This is a genomic window from Embleya sp. AB8 (assembly GCF_049739465.1).
Classification (GTDB): domain Bacteria; phylum Actinomycetota; class Actinomycetes; order Streptomycetales; family Streptomycetaceae; genus Embleya.
Window position 1 is genome coordinate 263,481 of the sequence record NZ_JBMHHY010000003.1, and the last position, 18,245, is coordinate 281,725.

The window sequence follows — 18,245 nt, forward strand, 5'->3', positions numbered from 1 at the left end:
CGCGGCGCCGGTCCGCCGCTTTCTCGGGTGCGCGACGGGGGGTCGTGCCCTGCGCAGGGGGTCCGAGCCGGATCGAACCGCAGGACGCGGGATGCCACAACGCGGAAAGTCCATGCGGGCAGCATGGCCGCGCTTCATGAGTGAATGATTAAAGCCGCTTGGGAACCACCTTGACGTTCGGTCGGCTTCCGGCAAAGACCGGCCGGCGCACGGGGTGCGCGCCGGGCGACGGACTTGCCGAGGATGTGCCGAGGATGTGCCGGGGAACGGGAGGTCGGCGGGGATCGGCGGGTGGTCAGCGGGTGGTCGGGGGCGGGTCGTCCGGGACGAATACGGCGCGGTCGCGGTGGAAGGTCATGGTGCCGGCGGTGGAGCCGTCCCAGCCCAGGCCGCCGGGTTCGTAGCGCTTGCTGACGGTGGCCCACCACAGGTTGGACGTCATCACGTGGCCGACCTCGTCGAGGTAGGCGCGCATCCCCGGTTCACCGCCGTGCGGGCCGGCCATGATTTGGTCGCGCAGGTCGAGGAACTTGCGTTCGGTGGCGTCGATCAGGCCGCAGATCTTGTTCATCGCGCCCTCGAGGTCGAGCCCTTCGGCCTCGCCGAGGTAGTAGACCAGGTTGACCCGGTCGTCCATGACCAGTTCCTTGCGATACGAGACCAGGTCGTTGATCAGCGTGTAGCCGTCGATCGCGGTGTCGTGGATGGCGACCATCTCGGGTGTGCGAAAGGCCTCCTGGGACAGGGCCACGCCCGGGACGCCCTCCTCGGCGAAGCCGAACAGCCAGCGCACCCCCAGGCTGTGCCGGCGGTCGTCCATGTAGGTGTCGTAGTCGGATATCCCGGCGTCCCGCCAGCTCTCCAACTCGGTGGTGAAGCCGTGTGCGAAGTCCTCCATGTAGGACACGAAGCGGGTCCAGCGGGCGGCCGGCATCCGCTCGCGCAGCCAGGAGAAGTCCTCGCGCAGCGGCGTCGAACCGTCGCCCCAGCCGAGCAGATCGGCCATGAACCGGCCGAAGACATTGCGGGTGGCGAACGAACTGCCGCCCAGGCCCGCCTTGTCGACGAGGCTGTTCTCGATGCCGATCAGATAGTTCATCACCTTGGCCGTGGTGAGCGCGAGTTCGTAGTCGGCGTGCGGAACGGACAGGGATACCAGCAGGGTTCCGTCCACGTTCTTGTCGATGCGAGTCGCGTCGCCGGCGTAGGCGAAGCCGAGGTGGCGGTGTGCCCACCAGCGGGATTCGCGCATCAGTCGGTCGGTTTCGGGATGGAACGTCATCGGCAACAGGTTCGCGAGCTTCGGCAGGTGGAAGCTGATCGGGAGGTCGACGACGGTGGGTGTGCTCACGCCGGGCTCCTTTCGCCGGTCTGCGTCGGGGTGGTCCTGGCTGCACCGCGGGCTCCGGCGATGCCGGGCCCGGGGGCGCGCAGTGTCGAGGGATACGCCGCCTGGACGCCGGGGCCGCGCGGGGCGCCCGGTCGGCGCGAGCGCGTGGCCAGCCGATTGCCGATGTGGCCCAGGGCGAGCAGGGTGAAGTGGTCGGCCAGGCAGGGGATCACGTAGAGGAACGGTCTGGTGCCCAGCATGTCCGGGACGGAGTCGATGCCGCCGTCCGGGCGTTGCGCGTGCATCAGGTGTTCGAGGCCGCGCGCGACCGGGCGGGGGTCGGCCTGCCGGCACAGCGCGATCAGCGCGTACGCGGTGCTGATCGCGTCGCTGGGGTCGCCGGGTTGTTGGCCCCAGCCGCCGTCGGCGTTCTGGCCGTCGCGGACGGCGGTCAGCGACCGTTTGACGGTGGCGCGGTAGGCGTCCGGGCCGCACGCGTCGGTGGCCAGGAGGGCGCGGAAGATCGCGTGGTAGCGACTGCGACTCCAGTCCGGGTCGAAGGTGCCGTCCGGGTGTTGCGCGCCGGCCAGGAACCGGCGTGCGGCGGTGATGCGTTCCACGTGGCGCGAGGCGCGTACGCTCAGCGCGTTGACCGCGGCGGCGGTCATGCACGCCTCCGACGGAGCGCCCACGATGTAGGTGGGGAATCCCCCGTCCGCGCCCTGGTAGGACCACAGGGCGCGTAATCCGGAGTCGATCGTGCGCCGGTAGCGCACCGGGTCGGTGGCGTGCAGGAACTCGATCGCCACCGAGGTGTCGTCCACATCCGCGAGCGCCGCGGCGTCCGTGTACGACCAACCGCCGTCCACCCGCTGCCCGGCGGCGAGGTGGTCGCCGATCCGCCGGCGGACCTCGTACGGGGCGCCGGAGGCGTCCAGCGCGACGCCCGCGGTGACCGCGCACCAGGTGTCGGTGTCGGTCACGAACGGCACACCGCCGTCCGCACGTTGGTGTACGAGTGCCTTGGCCACGCCGTTGACGATCAGCCCGTCCAGGTGCGGCCGGTCGGCGAGCGCGTGCAGCACGAGCAGGTGGACGAGCAGATTGCCCTCCCACACCCCGGGCGTCTGCTGGGTGTCCACGAGCAGCCGCAGTTCGGCGTGGGTGACCCGGTCGGCGTGCCCGGTGAGATCGGCGAGCGCGACCTTGAGCGCGACGGTTTGTACGTGCGCCCACGGATGCAGGTTGCCGGTGTCGAAGGCGTTCGGGTCGAACGGTCTGCGGGCCGCCCGGCGCGGCGGCCCGAGCAGGGTCAGTACGGTCTCCAGGAGGACTCGCTTGCGGGCGGTCAGGAACGCCGGCGCGCGCTCCAGGAAACGGTCGAGGAGGTGGCCGGCGCCGTGCTCGTCCGGGTCGTCGGCGTGGCGCAAAGCGATCGTCGCGAGCAGCCGGTCCAGCGGTTCGGCACCGTCCAGGCGCCCGGCCAGGAATCCGGCGACCCGCCGGTGGTGGTCGGCCTCGAGACCGGCGCGCTCCAACAGCCGAAGGAGCAGCGCCGATTCGAGCACCCGGCTACGGCACGGGCCGCGTACGGCGCCGTCCGGCCGCACCGAGTCGGCGACCCGCCGACGCAGCCGCGCGGTGGCCACGGGCAATTCGGGGACGAACAATTCCGCAGGCCACCGCGGCAAGCGGCTGTCTCGCACACGCATCGGTCAGCGCCTCCCCCACACGTCCTGTCGCAAGTTGTGCCGTGGTAACCGGGGTCGTCTTCGGGTAGGGCGCCGAGTGGGGAATGGGTGACACGTTGGGGTACCCGGCGCGGAATGCCCGCCCCGGCGCTCGCGCGACCCCCATCGCCCGGACCGGGTGTGTTCTCAACGAAATCACCCGAAGGTGTGAATGCGGAAGCCTGTACTCGTTTGTTGTCTGAATTGGTGAGTTATCGCCATCAAATGTGCTGGAAATGAACGCCTATTGACGGCACTTCACAGGGTCGACAGCAGCCCTTCCAGTCCGGGCGTGGTCCGGGAGGGCGCGAATTCGACAACGTCGTATGTCGCCGCGCCCGCGCGCCGGAACGGATCCTCCGCGAGCACGGCGTCCAACACCCCCCGATCGGCGGCCCGCGCCAGGATCACCCCACCGGTCCGCGGGACCCGGCGCCCGGAGGCAAGCAGCGTGCCGTCGGCGTAGTACCGGTCGAGCCAGGCCAGGTGGCCGGGCAGGAGCGCGTCGATCTCCTCGACCGGAACGACGTAGGTCAGCGTGATCACGAACATGCCCCCGATCGTATGGCGTGGCCGGTGGGCGAGAGGGCGGACTCGCCAAGCGAGGCCGGATCTGGGCGCACGGACCTCGGCGGGTGGCCTAAGGGTGGGGGCAATTCGGGTTATTCAAGGGCTTATCGGCCTGGGATCGCCGGGCCCGGGCGGGGCGGAAGTTCGGCGAGAGGCCGGGAATGATCGGTGAGGGGCGTGGGTTGTATGGGACGGTCGGTGAGATCGGTGCCCCCGGGCCCACTCATAGCCACTGTGGACTACCGTCCGGCTGGAGCCACAGTGAGCCGCTCGCCGCGAGGCGGCCCGTCTCACCGACCGTCGGCTCACCGACCGTCGTCCCGGGCGCTGCTCCATCAGCGCGACGAAGGTGGCGAACTCCCCCCGCGCGAGGCGCGACTTTGATCGAGCAAATCTGGCCGATCGGCCGAGTCGAGATCAATTCCCGTCAGTAGATTGCTGCTTATGCGCAAGATCCTCGACATTTTCGGCACTCTCGTGGTGCCCGGCCGTGCAGTGTGGCTTCTTGCCGAAACGCTTTTGCCCGCCGAGCGGGGGAACCCCGAATCCCCGACGAGATCGAACGGATGAACCGGACCGGGGCAAGCCGGCGGCCGGAAGCGTAAACGCGAGCCGAATTCCCTCCGAACGGTGGGTGCCCGAGCGCCCCTCCCCACCCGAGAGCCGGCAACCGGCCCCGGTACGCGGAGCGGCCGGGCGAACGGCGCGGCACGGACCGGTGGCACGGACCGGTGGCGCGGACAAGTGGACGGACCGACGGCGCGGAAACATCTTGTTGGTCCGACGGCAAGTGCGTCATCCTCCTGGCATGATCACTCCCGAAACCAAGAGCTGGACGTGGGTGCTGGAGACGGCCTGTCCCGATTGTGGACTGGACACCCCGACCGTCCCGCGCACCCGGATACCCGCGCTGACCCGCGCGAACGTGGCCGCGTGGCACGAGTTGCTCGTTTCCGGCGGCGACGAGTTGCGGATCCGGCCCGAGCCGGACACCTGGGCCCCGATCGAGTACGCGTGCCATGTCCGCGACGTGTTCGGCATGTTCGACGAGCGCCTGCGCCTGATGCTGGCCGACAACGCCCCGGACTTCCCCAACTGGGACCAGGACGCCACGGCGGTCGAGTCCCGCTACGCCGAGCAGGACCCCGTCCGGGTCGCCGGCGAGCTCGCGGCGGCCGGTGCCACGTTGGCCGACGCGTTCGCGGCGGTGGCCGAGGACCAGTGGTCCCGTACCGGCAGGCGCAGCGACGGCACGGTCTTCACCGTCGAGTCACTCGCCCGCTATTTCATCCACGACCCGGTCCACCACCTGTGGGACGTCACCGGCACCCGAGCCGCCTGACCGGACGTCCGGCCGGCGCACCCCGACCGCGCCGGCCGGAACACCTCAGCTCCCGCCGGACACCGCGAGTTCTCGCCCCAGCGCCTCGGCCACCGCGTCCCGGACCTCAGCCTCCGTGGGCGTCGGCCGGCCCGCCTCGGCGGCCGGCTCCGCCAATGACGTCATCGTCGTGTCCGGCAGCGCACAGGCGGTGAACGTGCTGAACGCGGTCAGGTCGGGGTCGATGTTGAGGGCGAAGCCATGGCTGCTGACACCGCGTCGGATCCGCATCCCGATCGAGGCCAGTTTGCGGTGGTCCGGCGTCCAGATGCCCACCAGGCTCGCCGCGCCCGCCAGCGTCTCGCGCCGGATCGCCGGAAAGCCGAGCCCCGCGAGGGCGGCGAGCAGGCCGTTCTCCACGCGACGGACCAGATCCCCCGGCCCGAGCGCCCGTACGTTCACGACCACGTACCCGATCAGCTGACCCGGTCCGTGATAGGTCGCGTGTCCGCCCCGATCCACCTCGACCAGCGGAATAGGCGACGCCGGATCCGGCAGGTCGGCGGCCGGCGTGCGCGAGCTGTACGTGATCACCGGCGGGTGGGTGAGCAGGAACAGCCGATCGGGCGCCGCGCCCTTCTGTCGCTCGACCACCCAGCGCGCCATCTCCGCCTGCGCCACCCGGTAGGACACCTCGCCCAGGTCCACCCGGACCGGCCCGGCCGGGTTCGCGATCTCCGTCGACATGTCCGTGCTCTCCTACCTACCGTTCGCCGGGTCGGCGCCAGCGCATCGCGGTGGCGAAGGACAGGTCGACGAACTCCGCGTCCGGGAACACCTCGGCGTAGCTCTCGCGATACTGCGTCCGGGTCAGGTAGTGGTCGGACATCAGGTGGTCCAGCCACACCGCGCCGGTGCGGAAACGGTACAGCCACCATGCGTCCCGGGCCCGCAACCGGCGCACGTCCCGGGCCAGTTCGCGGACCGCGCAGACGACGTACTGCCGGCGCGTGGCCTTCGGCACCGCGGCCACGGTGTCCACCAGGACGATCTCGCCACCGGGGCGGACCAGCGATTCGAGGTGGGCCAGGGCGGCGGCCAGGTCCGGCAGGTGGTGCAGCGTACCCACGCTCAGGACCAGGTCGAAGCCCTCGGCGTCGTGTACGTCGGTGAGCGAGGCGACCTCGTACCGGATCCGCTCGTGCGGTCGGCGCACCCGGGCGACCTCGATCAGCGGCGCGCTCAGGTCCGCGGCCAGCACCTCGGTATAGGACGCGGCCAGCGCCAGGGCGTGTCGCCCGGATCCGCAACCGGCGTCCAGCGCACGCTCGCCGGTGAGTTCGAGGGTGGCGAGCCACTCGCCGAGTGGGTCGCACAGTCCCGCATAGCGGTCGTAGTCGCCCGCGAAGGCGTCGAACAACCGGGGGTCGGCCTTGAGCGGTTTCATTGACTTGGTCAAGAATGGCTTGCGTGTCCCGAACCACGTACGGGTTCCGAACCACGCGCGCGTCGCCGACCAGGCCCGCGCGCCGAACCACCGACGCGCCGGCGAACGTCGCTCGTCTCGCTCGTCGGCGATCTCGCGGTCGACCGGCCGATCGACGAACGCCCCATCGGCGAGCACCCGATCGGCCACCGGGCGTTCCGCGTCGATCGACGGTGCCGGGATCCGCTCCGCGCTCTTCGGTTCCCCGGTCGCCCGGTCCGACGCCGTGCGACTCGAAACCCTTCGCCCCTCAATCATGCCGAGGATGACGCCCCCATGTCCTTCGTACTCGTCGACAAGCCCCGCCCCCACATCACGCTCATCACCCTCAATCGACCGGACCGCATGAACGCCATGGCCTTCGACGTCATGGTCCCCTTTCGTGAGGCTCTGGAAGCCGTGAGTGCCGACAACGATACGCGTGTCGTCATATTGACCGGCGCCGGGAGGGGTTTCTGCTCCGGCGCGGATCTGGAGAATTCCGGGCGCATCCCCGGTATCAAGGGCCTGACCCGAACGAGCATCGCCCGTCGTTCGATGGAGATCCTGGACGACGTGATCCTGGGCTTGCGCCGGATGCATCAACCGGTGATCGGCGCGATCAACGGCCCCGCGATCGGCGGCGGCTTCTGCCTCGCCACCGCGACCGACATCCGAATCGCCACCGACACCGCGTACTTCCGGGCCGCCGGCATCAACAACGGACTCACCGCGAGCGAGCTCGGAATCAGCTATTTGCTCCCCCGGGCGATCGGGTCGTCTCGGGCATTCGAGATCATGTTGTCCGGGCGGGACGTGGACGCGACCGAGGCCGAGCGGATCGGCCTGGTGTCGCGCGTGGTGCCGGGCGAGAAGTTGCTCGACGACGCGTACGAACTCGCCGAGCGAATCATCGGGTTCAGTCGAGTGGGGGTGGAAGTGACCAAACGGTTGCTGTGGTCGGGGCTGGAGGCCGGCAGCATGCACTCGCACATGGAGCACGAGGGGCACGCCCAGTTGTACGTACGACTGACCACCGAGAACTTCGAGGAGGCCATTCGGGCGCGCAAGGACAAGCGGCAACCGGAGTACAAGGATTGACCGATATTCGGCCGGATGCCGGCGGGCGAGCAACGCGATGCCGGTGGCGATGTCGCCGGCGATGTCGGTGTCACATGTCCGTAATTACTTGGTCCGGACTTCATACGTTGAGTGAATGTTGAACATGTGTTGACCGGGAACGGGCAAGCTCAGGCTCATAGTGCGGCGGTCCGTCCCGAGCCGGGTGGACCGCCGGCCACACCACGGGGGTGTGAGCGAGATGCGAGGAGAGTTTCCGTGTTGCACGGAAGGAACGACGAACTGGCCGCGATCACGGCGCTGCTGCAACGGACGCGGGCCGGTGACGGTGGCGCGATCGTGCTGCGCGGGGCCGCGGGGACGGGCAAGACGACGCTCCTGGCCGAGGCGGCGTGGGCGGCGAAGGGGATGACCGTGCTGCGCACGGCGGGCCCGTGCGGTGCCGGTGCGCTCCCCTATACGGCGCTGCGCCAACTGCTGGTCACGCTGCACCCGAGGATCGGCCGACTGCCGCACACCCGGGCCCAGGCCCTGCGCACCGCCCTCGGCCTGGCCCCCGGCGCGGCGGACCGCGGCGTGGTGGCCGCGGCGGCCTGCTCCCTGGTGCTGATCGCGGCGCGCGAACAGCCGGTCCTGCTCCTCGTCGACGACGCCCACTGGCTCGACGCCGCCTCCGCCGCGGTGATCACGTACATCGCCGGCCGCGCCGAGGGCCTCCCACTCGCAGTCCTCCGCACCACGAGGGAACGCGGGGGCGCGGGGGCGGCGATGCCGAAGGCCGAGCCGGGGGACCCGTCCGGGGTGGGGTCGAGCACGCGGGGGTGGAACGCTGCGGTCGGCGGGTTGGGGACCGGCGGTGCGGCCGGGGCCGAGGTGCGGGCCGGGGCTGAGGCCAGGGCCGGGGCCCGGGCTGAGGTGGGGTCGGGGGAACGCGGCGTTTCGGTCGGCGTGTTGGGTACGTCCGAGGAGTGCGTCGGCGGCGGGGCCGACACCGGGGAGCCGACGACTGGCGACGCGTCGGCTGCGGCCGGGATCGTGCCGGACGTGACCGGACGCGCTGCTTCGGTCGGCCCGTTGGGTGCGGACGGCGTCGCCGATGCGAGGCGTACGACGCCCGACGACACATCGAACGCGGCCGGGGGCGGGCCAGACGCCACGGAACGCCACACCTCGGTCGGCGCGTTGGGTACGAGCGGTGCGGCCGACGGCGTCGAAGCCGACGCCGGGCAGGCGGCTCCCGGCGACGCCTGGGCTGCGGCCGGGATCGTGCCGGATGCGACGGAACGCGACGCTTTGGTCCTGACGTTGGGTACGCCGGGCGAGACCGTCGGCGTCGGGGCCGACGCCGGGCGGGCAAGACCTGACGACACCTCGACCACCGCCGGGGGTGCGCCCACGGCGACCGAACGTACCGGCTCGGTCGGCGCGTTGCGTGCGGTCGGTGGGCCGCCCCGGGTCCTTGCCGAGGTGGCGGGTGTGGGTCGGTCGGTGGCCTCGGTCGGCGGATCCGGATCGGCCGGCGTTGCCGAGTCCGGTGCCGGGTCGCGAGGCGGACGCCTCGAAGCGGCGCCAAACGATGGGATGTTCCGAACGGGTGCAGCCAATCGGGCGACAAGCCCCGGATCGGCCGACGTACGTCACGCGGCCGCCCACGACGCCACCCACGGTGCCACCGACGGCACATCGACCCCGCGCGACCAGGGCGCCGGGGGCGGCGCGGGCCGGGTAGCGGCGGAGGCCGCCCGGCCTGCGGCCCCCGAAGCGAGCAGCGTCCACGCCGATGGCGACGGCGCGGCAACGCGGCCGCCGCACCGCCAAGACCGGCCTGCCGAGCGCGACTTCCGGGCGGCGGCGGAGGCCGTCCGAGGTGTCGTGACGGGCGAGGTGGGTACCGACGAGGCCGCGGCGGCGGCCGAAGCTCGGCGCGCGCGGGCCGAGGGCGGCTTCTTCGATGCGCCCGGGCCGAGCGGCTCGGTGGCCGAGGGTCACCCGGACGGCGGCTTCGACGGGAACGACGCCACCGGGCATGGGGGTTCCGGGCCGGAGGCCGCCCGGCACGCGGATTCGTACGCGCGAACCGCCGGTACGGATGTCTTCTGGGGTGCGGAAACCCGCGCCGGAACGTGGGACCCACGGACGACCGGCGCGCGGGCCGGCGCCGCCGACCAAGGCGGAGGAGCGTCGGACGCTCGAGCCACCGGCGCAAGCCCCCGGACCGGCCGGGGCTCGGGATCCTCGGACACACGAACCACCGACACGGGTATCGGGGCCGGGGCCGGGGCCGAGGCCGGAGCCGGAATCGGAGCCCGGGCGGAGGCCGGGCGAGGCTCAGGGGCGTCGGACGCGCGAACAGCCCGCGCGAATGCCCGGTTCGCCCGGAGCGTGGGGGCCTCGGATGCACGGACCGCCGACGCACGTGCCCGGGCCGGCCAGGGCGCTGGCGCCTCGGACGCACGGACCGCCGACGCACGTGCCCGGTTCGCCCAGGGCGCAGGCGCCTCGGACATGCGGACCGCCGATGCGGCTGCCGGCGTCCGCGCCGCAGCCGGGCCAGGCCCTCGGTTGGTGGACGGGCGGAGCGGCGGTCGGGACTGGGCCGACGCCGATGACGCCGCCGCCGGCCGCGACCGGGCGACCGGGGCCCGTCCGGATCGGGTCGGGCGGGATGTGGCCGCCGGGGATGGGCCGTTCGCGGGGCTGCCGGAGGACGCGCGGCGGCTCGTTGCGTTGGCCGCGCTCGAACCGGCGGCCGATCTGGACCAGTTGGCCGTAGCCGGGCGGCGGGTCGGGATCGGGCGTGGGGCGCGGCTCGCCGTATTGCGGGCCGGCCTGGTCGACGCCGCCGAGCACCGGGTGCGCTTCCGGAGCGCGTCGGTCCGCGAGGAGGTGCGCCGCTCGCTCAGCGCGGCAGAGCGCCGCTCTCTTCACGGAGCACTGGCCTACGCCGCGAGCGGTGCTCTCGCCTACCGGCGACCGTGGCACCTGGCCGCGCTCGCCACCGGCCCCGACGCCGAACTGGCCGCCGCCCTGGAAGCCGGCGCCGGCCGCACCCGCCGGGAACTCGGCGCCGGTGCCGCCGCCGCGACCTGGGAGCAGGCCGCCCGCCTCACCGCCGACCACCCGACCGCCCGCCGCCGTTACGTCGCCGCCGCCTATGCCGCGTGGGAGGCCGGCTTCCCGGTCCGCGCCCGTACCCTGCTCGACACCGCCGATGCCACCGATGTCGAGGGCGGCGCCGACGAGGGCTCCTCCGCGCACTCCTCCGGCACCGCGATCCGGCTCCGCGCCGCACTGCGCCACGCGGAAGGGCACCGCTCCGAAGCGGGAGCACTGCTCTTGGACGCGGCCCATGGTCGCGCCGCGCTCCTCCTCGCCGCGACCGGCGCCGCATGGGAGGCCGGCGACCGCGCCCGGACCACCCAGGCCCGGGCCGCGTTGTCCGCACTGCCCCTGGCCTCCGACGACCCGCTGCGTACGGTGGTGGCCGCGCTCGGCGCCGACGGCGTCTCCCCCGCGATGGTCGCGCCGGCCACCCGGGCCCGCCTGTACGGCCTGGGCATCGCCCTGTGGGAGGTGACCCCCCTCGCGGTCCACGCGGCGGCCACCGACCAGGCCGCCTACGAGGTCCTGCTCGACGAGGCCGCGGTCCTGCGTACCCACGGCGCCCGCGGCGCCCTGGCCGCCGCCCTGATGCCGCTCGCCGTCGCCGGCGCCCTGTCCGGCCGCGCCGTCGAGGCCGAGACGCACGCCGCCGAGGGCCTGCGGCTGGCCCGGGCCACCGGCCAGGGCACGCTGGCCGCCTGGTTCCTGGCCGCGCTCTCGATGGCCGCGACCACCCAGGGCCGGATCGCCGAGGCCCGCGACGGCGCGTGGCAGGCGTTGCGGCTGACCGGCACCAAGGGCCTGACCCCGGTCGGCGCATACGCCCTCTACGCACTCGCGGTCGTCGAACGCGCCGAGGGTCGCACCGAAGCCGCCTGCGAACTCCTGGCGACCGCGCTGGCCGCCCCCGCCGGCGCCCTGATGGAGGTACGCATCCGCGCCGAACTCGCCACCGCCGGCCCCAACCGCACCGGCCTGGCCGCCCTCCCCCCACGCCCGACCCACGCCCAACTCCCGGGCCTGACCCTCACCGGCCGCATCCCCCGCACCCCCCAACTGGCCGCCGGCGGCGCGTAGTAGCCCGCCACCGGGCGAGTCGGGCCTTGGGTGTTGTCCTCAATCGCCGGACGGGCCGGGGTTGGCGTGGCACGGACGGTCGGGGCGGGCCGGATTCGTTCTCCCGAAGCCCAACCCCACCCGCTCAGCAGCACTGCACCCGCGCCTCGGCCCGCCCGAAGTCCCCCGCCGCAAACGCCCGCACCGGGATCGTGAAGTAGATCGTTCCGGCGTCGCCCCAGCCCCAGTCGAGGGCCACGTCCTCGGCGAGTTGGAGAAGATGGATCGCGGGGCCGTCCTCGTCGCGGCGGGTCACCGCCAACGTGTACGACGTGTCCGGCCAGCCGAAGGCGCAGTGATCGCCGGCGGTGTTCCCGTCGAAGTCGCCCAGCTCGGTGAGAATGAGCGAGGCCGCGCCCCAGTGTTCCTCGGCGTCGAACGTGACGTCGTCGTCCACGACATCCCAGCAGTCCGGGAGCATCGTCGACCCGGCCGCGTGCACCGGGGTGGCCGGATAGCTCCTCGCCGGCTCGGGCGCGCCCGTCTCGATCGCCCGCGCGGCGTCGGCGGGAATCACCCGGCAGGCCTCGGGCCGGGACGCGTCCAACTTGGCGTACTCCTCGTACGGCAGCTCCGGATCGAGGTAGAAGAAGTTGAGCAGGCCCGGCCGGGTGGGCAGTTGCTCCCCGAGCCGGTCGGCGAGGGCGTCGGTGTCGAGTACGGCGTGCAGGGACAGCGGGACACCGTCGAGTTCGGGCCAGGGGGTGCCCGGTTCGAGCAGGGCCAGTCCGCCGAGCCGGGATCGACCGGTGGCCGGGGCGTCGTTCGTCGGCCGGAGCAGCCGGAAACCGGGGCGGGCCAGGGCCGCGAACTCCCGGCCCACCTGCTCGCCGAGCCGTTCGATGCACACCCGGAGCATCCCGGCGGGGTCGTCGAATTCCATGCCGGAATCCTCTCAACACCCGTGCGCCGGAGGTGGATCGGCTCGGCTCGGCCACACCCGACGCGAGCCGCCGATGCCGCGGTCGCGGTGGTGCGGGCGGTACCGCCGACCCCACCGCCCCTACACCGGCTGCCCCTGCGGCCGGATCACCATCGTGTTCACGTCCACGCCGGCCGGTTGCTCGATCGCCCACACGATCGCGTCCGCCAATTGTTCGGCCGTCAGGAGGATGTCGTCGTCGGGCGCCCCGCCGAGGGCGTCCCAGAACGGAGTCTCCACTCGACCCGGCGCGACCAGGGTCACCCCGACGCCGTCGGCGGTGACCAGCCGGCGGGTGTTCTCGGCGAGGCCGGTGACCGCCCATTTGGTGGCGCCGTACAGGTTGCCGGGTGAGTGGATGAAGCCGGCGACGCTGCCGATCAGGACGATCCGGCCGCGCGTCTCCCGAAGCGCGGGCAACGCCGCGTTGATCAGCAGCGCCGGGCCGAGCACGTTGGTCAGCACCATCTCGCGCCACTCGGCGGGATCGCCGTCGGCCACATTCGCCGGCGTCCCGAAACCGGCATTGGCGACCACGGTGTCCAACCGGCCGTACGCCGCGACGGTGGCCGCGACCGCCGCCGCGACCGCTTCGTGGTCGGCCGCGTCGCCCGGCAGGGTCAGCAGACCGCCCGGGTGGCCGAGTTCCTCGGCGAACCGGTCCAGCCGGCCCACGTTCCGCCCGGTGACGGCCACGCGCCCGCCCAGATCGAGCAACTTCCGCGCAGCCGCCGCCCCGATGCCGCTGGAGCCCCCGGTGATCAAGGTGACAGAAGAGTTGGTCATCCACCGCACACTAGGACTTCGAGTGCTCTCCAAGTCAATTCCCGCGCCGGGTCGCCCCCGGACACGTTCGGTCGCACACCGCGACCACCGGCGCACCCTCGATCACGGGACGTCGTTCGTCCGATCATCACGAATCCCATCGCAGCGGACACCGCGCCCGGCGCGCCCGCGACTTCCCTCGGCCGGCCGCCGGATGGCGGACTTCTTCGCCGGACACCTGGGTAGATCGTCGGCGTGACGGAACGTGGCGCGATCGAGGAGTGGGACACCCGGCTGGGCTGGATGTGCGCGCTCGTATCGGACGACGAGATCGCGCATCGCCGCGCGCTCGACCGGTATCTGCGGGTGACCCGGGACACCCGAGAGGCACGCGCCGCCTACGACGCCATCGTGTTGCGCGTCCCACGCTCGGTCTCCGCCGAGGACGCGGCCTGGCGGCGCTTCCGTACCGCGTGGGAGGCCACCCCCGCCGCCGCGTTGCTCGCCGAGCCGCCGACGCCGGGCGAGGTGCCCGATTGGGGCGGCCTGCCGTACGCACTGACCTATCTCGAATGGGAGGCCCGCTTCCCCATCGAGTGGACCCGGCACGCCAAGGTGTGGAGCACCAAGCAGCGGCTGATCCGGCTGCTCGCCGTCCCCGGCCACCACGAACCAGCCCGGGCCCGCCTGCTCGACCTGGTCGAACTGGTGGTGTATCGCCGGCATCGCTGCAAGGACCGCGACTACTCCCGGATCGCCCGCGTCGTGGACGGCGAGGACCTGCGCGCCCGCCTGGAGAAGGCGCGTGCCTCGGGCGAGGCGTGGACCAGGGACCAGGCGGGCCACGTGTTGTGGTTGTTGCGCAACCCACACATCCCGATCAACCGCACCAACTGGTTCCGCTGGTTGTCCGCCTCCACCGCCGAACGACTCGACGGTACGCTCGACGGCCGACCCGACGGCGGACTCGAACCACCGCCCCCGCTCCCCTGACGAGCCGTCATTCGCCGTACAGGGAACGGGTTCCCGCCATAGGTTGTGCTGCGGAAACCGCGGCGACAACCATCCGGGGGGCACCATGGGCCAAGCCGATCACAGACGCGAGCCGAATCACCCGACGACGTTCGTCCCGAAACCGAACGTCCCCAAGCCCAACCCCCCGAGCCCGAACGCCCCGATACCGGAGGCGCCGGTCCGGTGACCGCGGCCCCGGAGACCGGCCGCGCACCGCACGTCCTGGTCGTGGACGACGACCCCTCCATCCGCCGCGCCCTGGAGCGCGGCCTGCGCCTGGCCGGCTACCACGTCACCCTCGCCGCCGACGGCACCCGCGCCCTCGAACTGATCGCATCCGGCCCGCGGTTCGACCCCGAGCCGGCATCCCCGCCGCAGGTGGTGGTCCTCGACGTCGCGATGCCCGGCGTCAGCGGCATCGAGGTGTGCGCCGAACTGCGCGCCCGAGGCACCGAGACCCCCGTACTGATGTTGTCCGCCCGGGACGAGACCGCCGATCGCATCGCGGGCCTGGAGAGCGGCGCCGACGACTACCTGGTGAAACCCTTCGATCTGCGCGAACTGGACCTGCGCTTACGGGCGTTACTGCGCCGCCGACCGCCCGGCCCGCCCGGCGAACCGGTGTTGCGGGTCGGCCCGGTCGCGCTGGACGTGGGCGCGCACATCGCGACCTGCGCCGGTGTGCAACTGGAGCTGACCCGCCGCGAGTTCGCCCTCCTGGAGGTCTTCGTCCGCAATCCGGGCCTGGTGCTGACCCGGGATCGGCTCCTGGACCGGGTCTGGGGCTACGACTTCGACGTGCGCACCGACGTGGTCGACACCTTCGTCAGCTACCTGCGCCGCAAGCTGGAGGCGGACGGTCGACCCCGCGTGCTGCACACCGTGCGCGGCGTCGGCTTCGTACTGCGCACGGCGGGTGGTGCCCCGTGAAGTTGTCCACCCGGGTCGCCCTGTCCGTGGCCGTCCTGGTGCCGCTGCTGGTCCTGGGCGCCGGCACGCTGGTGGTGCGCTGGGCCCGGCACGATCTGAGCCAACGCCAGGACCGGCAGTTGCAGCAGCGGGCCGAGCGACTGGTCCCGATTTCCCGGGCGTTGGCGCGGACCGACCTGGACGACCGCCAACAGGCGCTCCGGGCCCGGCAGTACCGGATGCTCGGGCTGACCCTGGACGTCGGCATCCGACTGGACACCCCGGACGGGCCACTGACGGTGGGACCACAACCGGCGGAGGACGCGCCGCTGCCCGCCCGCGCGCCGTCCCCGGTGACCGTGCGGGCGGACGGCCGTTCGTGGCGGATGGTGACCCGGCCGCTGCCGACCGGGCCGCTGTACGTGTTCGTCCCGTCGGGCGAACCGGCCGCGCAGGCCGCGCTGTTGCGCCGGCGGGTGTATGTGGTGACGGCGTTCGCGGTGCCGGTGTCGGGGCTGGCCGGGTTGACCGCGGGCGCTGCGGCCACCCGGTCGTTGCGCGCGTTGCGGCGCCGGGCGGCCGGGTTGGCTCCGGACGGCGGCGCGCACGACGCGGTACACGTGCCCTCCGGCGTGGTGGAGGTGGACGAACTCGGCCGCACGCTCGACGACGTGCTCGGCCGCTACGCCGCGCAGACCGCCCGGACCCACGAAGCCCTGGAGACCGCACGCTCGTTCGCGGCCACCGTCGACCACGAGCTGCGCGGCCCGCTGACCGGGATGCGCACCGATCTGGACGTCCTGGCCACCTATCCGGACCTGCCCCCGGCCGAGCGCGAGGAGGTGTTGGCGGATCTGCGGGTGGGCCACGAGCGGGTGTTGTCCGTGCTGGCCGCGCTGCGCGCGCTGGCCCAGGGCGACCTGGTGGACGCGACGGCGTTCGGGCCGGTGGAGTTGGGCGAGGTGGTGCACGCGGCGGTCCGGGCCGCGCCCGCCCGGCGGCCCGGCCTCGACGGGCCCGCCGAGGTGCACGTCGAGGCGCCGCACGAGGTGGTCGTGTTCGGGCTCGCGGCGGGACTGCGGCTGCTGGTGGACAACCTGGTGGGCAACGCGCTGGTGCACGGCGCGAATCGGGTGCTGGTGAAGGTGTTGCCCGGGTTGGACTGCGGCGTGGTGTGCGTGGACGACGACGGGCCCGGGATCGCACCGGAGCTGCGCGAGGTGGTGTTCGAGCGGTTCCGGCGCGGCCCGGACAGTCCCGGCGCGGGCCTGGGCCTGACCCTGGTGGCGCAGCAGGTGGCGCTGCACGGCGGCCGGATCACCGTGGGCGTGCCGCCGTCGGGGCACGGCACCCGGGTCGAGGTGGTGCTGCCCCTGCGCGCCGATCCGGACGCGGCCCGCGAGCGGGCCTGGCTGGGAGTGCGCGGGCGGCAGCCGGCCGGGCCGGCCGTGGTGATCCCCGCCGCACGCCCGCCGGCCGCCGGGGCGGTCGCGAAATCCCTTTCCCCGTCCGCCGATTCACAGAGTTCCCACAAGAATCACGGCTAGCCTCGCGCTACGCCGTGCCCGCCCGGGGTGGGGCGGGCCCGGCGTTTCGGGGAGGCCGCGAATGCGTGTACCCCATCGCGGGCGAGGCGCGTGCCTCGCCGCGTCGACGACCTCACGGGCGCGGTACCTCGCGCCTTGCGTGTGTGCGGGCGCGCCCGGTGGCGGCGGCCACCGGGCGCCCGCCCCTCACCCGAAGCCGGCACGCACCGACCGACCCCCGACCCTCATCGGGGAGCCGGGCACGCCGACCCGGCGGCGCGCCCGTCGGCGGCCGGTGATCCACCGAGAAGACGTCCCGACCCCGCGTCGGCGGCCCGCATCGAAGGTGTACCCGCGCACGACCGGCCTGGGGGCGGTCCGGACGCGGCGGGTCGCCCGACCTTCGGGCCCGACGGGGTGAGTCGCGGACTCGCGCCGCCCGGGACGGCGGCGGGTGTCCTCGCGGCGGTCCCGGCGACACTCATCGCCCGGGCCGCGCGCGGCGACGGGGCGAGGGCGGCACGGGCCCACCCGAATCGGGGACGACCGCGCCGGCGGTCGGCCCCGGGCCCGTGCCACCGGCCACCCTCACGGGGGTCGTGGCCGGCGCGCGCGGATCACCACCCGATCAATAGCGTCGAAGCAAACAATGGGGTCGAAGCAAAACCGGGAGATCAAAGCTGGAGATACCGCAACACCGCCATCACCCGCCGGTGATCGGTGTCCGAGGGCGGCAGGTCGAGCTTGGTGAAGATGTTGCCCACGTGCTTTTCCACCGCGCGCTCCGTCACCACCAGCTTCTTCGCGATCGCCGCGTTCGTCCGTCCCTCGGCCATCAGGCCCAGTACCTCGTGCTCGCGCGGCGTGAGTGCGCTCAGCCCGCCCGCGCGCAGCCCCGCGCCGAACAGCTGGGTGACCACCTCGGGGTCCAACGCAGTGCCGCCGGCCGCGACCCGCTCCAGCGCGTCGGTGAAGTCCCGGGTGTCCACGACCCGTTCCTTGAGCAGGTAGCCGACCCCCGCCGCGTTGCCGCCGAGCAGTTGGGCGGCATACCGGGTCTCGATGTACTGCGAGAAGACCAATACGCCGATCCCGGGATACTCCCGGCGGATGTCGATCGCCGCCCGCAGGCCCTCGTCGGTATGCGTGGGTGGCATCCGAATGTCGACGACACACACGTCGGGCCGGTGTTCGGCCACCGCCAGGCGCAGCGCGTCGGCGTCGGCGACGGCCGCCGCCACCTCGTGATCGCGGTCGAGCAGCAGTTGGACCAGGCCGTCGCGCAGGATCGCGGCGTCCTCGGCAATGACGATACGCATGGGCTCGATCGTCCCACGCCCGGACCACCGCTCCGCGCCTGGTTGCCGCGTACCAGCGGTTCGGGTCCCGGCCCCC

General features: G+C 72.9%; 14 protein-coding genes. 6 read left to right on the top strand and 8 right to left on the bottom strand.

Annotation, left to right across the window (positions count from 1 at the left end; translation table 11 throughout):
• Positions 1 to 295: 295 nt before the first annotated feature.
• The 3 genes from ABIA38_RS06005 to ABIA38_RS06015 all read right to left on the bottom strand — a co-directional run bounded on the left by ABIA38_RS06005 (position 296) and on the right by ABIA38_RS06015 (position 3,612).
• Positions 296 to 1,351 carry a terpene synthase family protein gene (locus ABIA38_RS06005; RefSeq protein ID WP_424637366.1) on the bottom strand — a complete coding sequence of 352 codons (1,056 nt, stop codon included), beginning with the start codon at positions 1,349 to 1,351 and terminating at the stop codon, positions 296 to 298.
• Positions 1,348 to 3,000 (bottom strand): prenyltransferase/squalene oxidase repeat-containing protein, encoded by a 1,653-nt coding sequence (locus ABIA38_RS06010; RefSeq protein WP_424637367.1) that lies wholly within the window; start codon positions 2,998 to 3,000, stop codon positions 1,348 to 1,350. The genes ABIA38_RS06005 and ABIA38_RS06010 overlap by 4 nt, the downstream gene beginning before the upstream one ends.
• 318 nt (positions 3,001 to 3,318) lie before the next feature.
• Complete coding sequence (locus ABIA38_RS06015; RefSeq protein ID WP_424637368.1) at positions 3,319 to 3,612, bottom strand: YciI family protein; 294 nt, start codon at positions 3,610 to 3,612, stop codon at positions 3,319 to 3,321.
• An 826-nt stretch (positions 3,613 to 4,438) separates the two neighbouring features.
• Here ABIA38_RS06015 and ABIA38_RS06020 point away from each other — a divergent pair.
• Positions 4,439 to 4,972: a DinB family protein gene (locus tag ABIA38_RS06020; protein WP_424637369.1), complete on the top strand. Its 534-nt coding sequence runs from the start codon at positions 4,439 to 4,441 to the stop codon at positions 4,970 to 4,972.
• A gap of 45 nt (positions 4,973 to 5,017) precedes the next feature.
• On the opposite strand, the gene lipB is transcribed toward ABIA38_RS06020, so the two are convergent.
• Complete coding sequence (gene lipB / locus ABIA38_RS06025) at positions 5,018 to 5,698, bottom strand: lipoyl(octanoyl) transferase LipB (RefSeq protein ID WP_424637370.1); 681 nt, start codon at positions 5,696 to 5,698, stop codon at positions 5,018 to 5,020.
• Between the two features lie 16 nt (positions 5,699 to 5,714).
• Positions 5,715 to 6,410 (bottom strand): class I SAM-dependent methyltransferase, encoded by a 696-nt coding sequence (locus ABIA38_RS06030; protein ID WP_424637371.1) that lies wholly within the window; start codon positions 6,408 to 6,410, stop codon positions 5,715 to 5,717.
• 303 nt (positions 6,411 to 6,713) lie between these two features.
• Between ABIA38_RS06030 and ABIA38_RS06035 the strand changes: the two genes are divergently transcribed.
• Together ABIA38_RS06035 and ABIA38_RS06040 are read left to right on the top strand one after the other, a co-directional pair.
• Positions 6,714 to 7,517, top strand: a complete 804-nt coding sequence (locus ABIA38_RS06035; RefSeq protein ID WP_424637372.1) for an enoyl-CoA hydratase — start codon at positions 6,714 to 6,716, stop codon at positions 7,515 to 7,517.
• A 237-nt stretch (positions 7,518 to 7,754) separates the two neighbouring features.
• Positions 7,755 to 11,675, top strand: coding sequence for an AAA family ATPase (locus ABIA38_RS06040; protein WP_424637373.1), 3,921 nt, complete (start codon positions 7,755 to 7,757; stop codon positions 11,673 to 11,675).
• A 124-nt stretch (positions 11,676 to 11,799) separates the two neighbouring features.
• Here the strand turns inward: ABIA38_RS06040 and ABIA38_RS06045 are convergent, their stop codons facing one another.
• Positions 11,800 to 12,597, bottom strand: a complete 798-nt coding sequence (locus ABIA38_RS06045; protein WP_424637374.1) for a DUF1963 domain-containing protein — start codon at positions 12,595 to 12,597, stop codon at positions 11,800 to 11,802.
• A 120-nt stretch (positions 12,598 to 12,717) separates the two neighbouring features.
• Positions 12,718 to 13,422: an SDR family oxidoreductase gene (locus ABIA38_RS06050; RefSeq protein WP_424637375.1), complete on the bottom strand. Its 705-nt coding sequence runs from the start codon at positions 13,420 to 13,422 to the stop codon at positions 12,718 to 12,720.
• Between the two features lie 234 nt (positions 13,423 to 13,656).
• On the opposite strand from ABIA38_RS06050, the gene ABIA38_RS06055 reads away from it, so the two are divergent.
• The 3 genes from ABIA38_RS06055 (at position 13,657) to ABIA38_RS06065 (ending at position 16,871) form a co-directional block, all read left to right on the top strand.
• Positions 13,657 to 14,394, top strand: coding sequence for a hypothetical protein (locus ABIA38_RS06055; RefSeq protein WP_424637376.1), 738 nt, complete (start codon positions 13,657 to 13,659; stop codon positions 14,392 to 14,394).
• 204 nt (positions 14,395 to 14,598) lie between these two features.
• Positions 14,599 to 15,345, top strand: coding sequence for a response regulator transcription factor (locus tag ABIA38_RS06060; protein ID WP_424637377.1), 747 nt, complete (start codon positions 14,599 to 14,601; stop codon positions 15,343 to 15,345).
• Positions 15,342 to 16,871, top strand: a complete 1,530-nt coding sequence (locus ABIA38_RS06065; RefSeq protein WP_424637378.1) for a sensor histidine kinase — start codon at positions 15,342 to 15,344, stop codon at positions 16,869 to 16,871. Before ABIA38_RS06060 ends, ABIA38_RS06065 begins: the two co-directional genes overlap by 4 nt.
• A gap of 653 nt (positions 16,872 to 17,524) precedes the next feature.
• Here the strand turns inward: ABIA38_RS06065 and ABIA38_RS06070 are convergent.
• A complete protein-coding gene (locus ABIA38_RS06070; protein WP_424637379.1) occupies positions 17,525 to 18,169 on the bottom strand; it encodes a response regulator in 645 nt (214 codons plus the stop codon).
• Positions 18,170 to 18,245: the final 76 nt, after the last annotated feature.

Coding starts and splice junctions, on each gene's coding strand:
- ABIA38_RS06020 (WP_424637369.1), top strand. CDS start 4,439: ATGATCACTCCCGAAACCAAGAGCTGGACGTGGGTGCTGGAGACGGCC.
- lipB (WP_424637370.1), bottom strand. CDS start 5,698: ATGTCGACGGAGATCGCGAACCCGGCCGGGCCGGTCCGGGTGGACCTG.
- ABIA38_RS06070 (WP_424637379.1), bottom strand. CDS start 18,169: ATGCGTATCGTCATTGCCGAGGACGCCGCGATCCTGCGCGACGGCCTG.
- ABIA38_RS06045 (WP_424637374.1), bottom strand. CDS start 12,597: ATGGAATTCGACGACCCCGCCGGGATGCTCCGGGTGTGCATCGAACGG.
- ABIA38_RS06015 (WP_424637368.1), bottom strand. CDS start 3,612: ATGTTCGTGATCACGCTGACCTACGTCGTTCCGGTCGAGGAGATCGAC.
- ABIA38_RS06050 (WP_424637375.1), bottom strand. CDS start 13,422: ATGACCAACTCTTCTGTCACCTTGATCACCGGGGGCTCCAGCGGCATC.
- ABIA38_RS06035 (WP_424637372.1), top strand. CDS start 6,714: ATGTCCTTCGTACTCGTCGACAAGCCCCGCCCCCACATCACGCTCATC.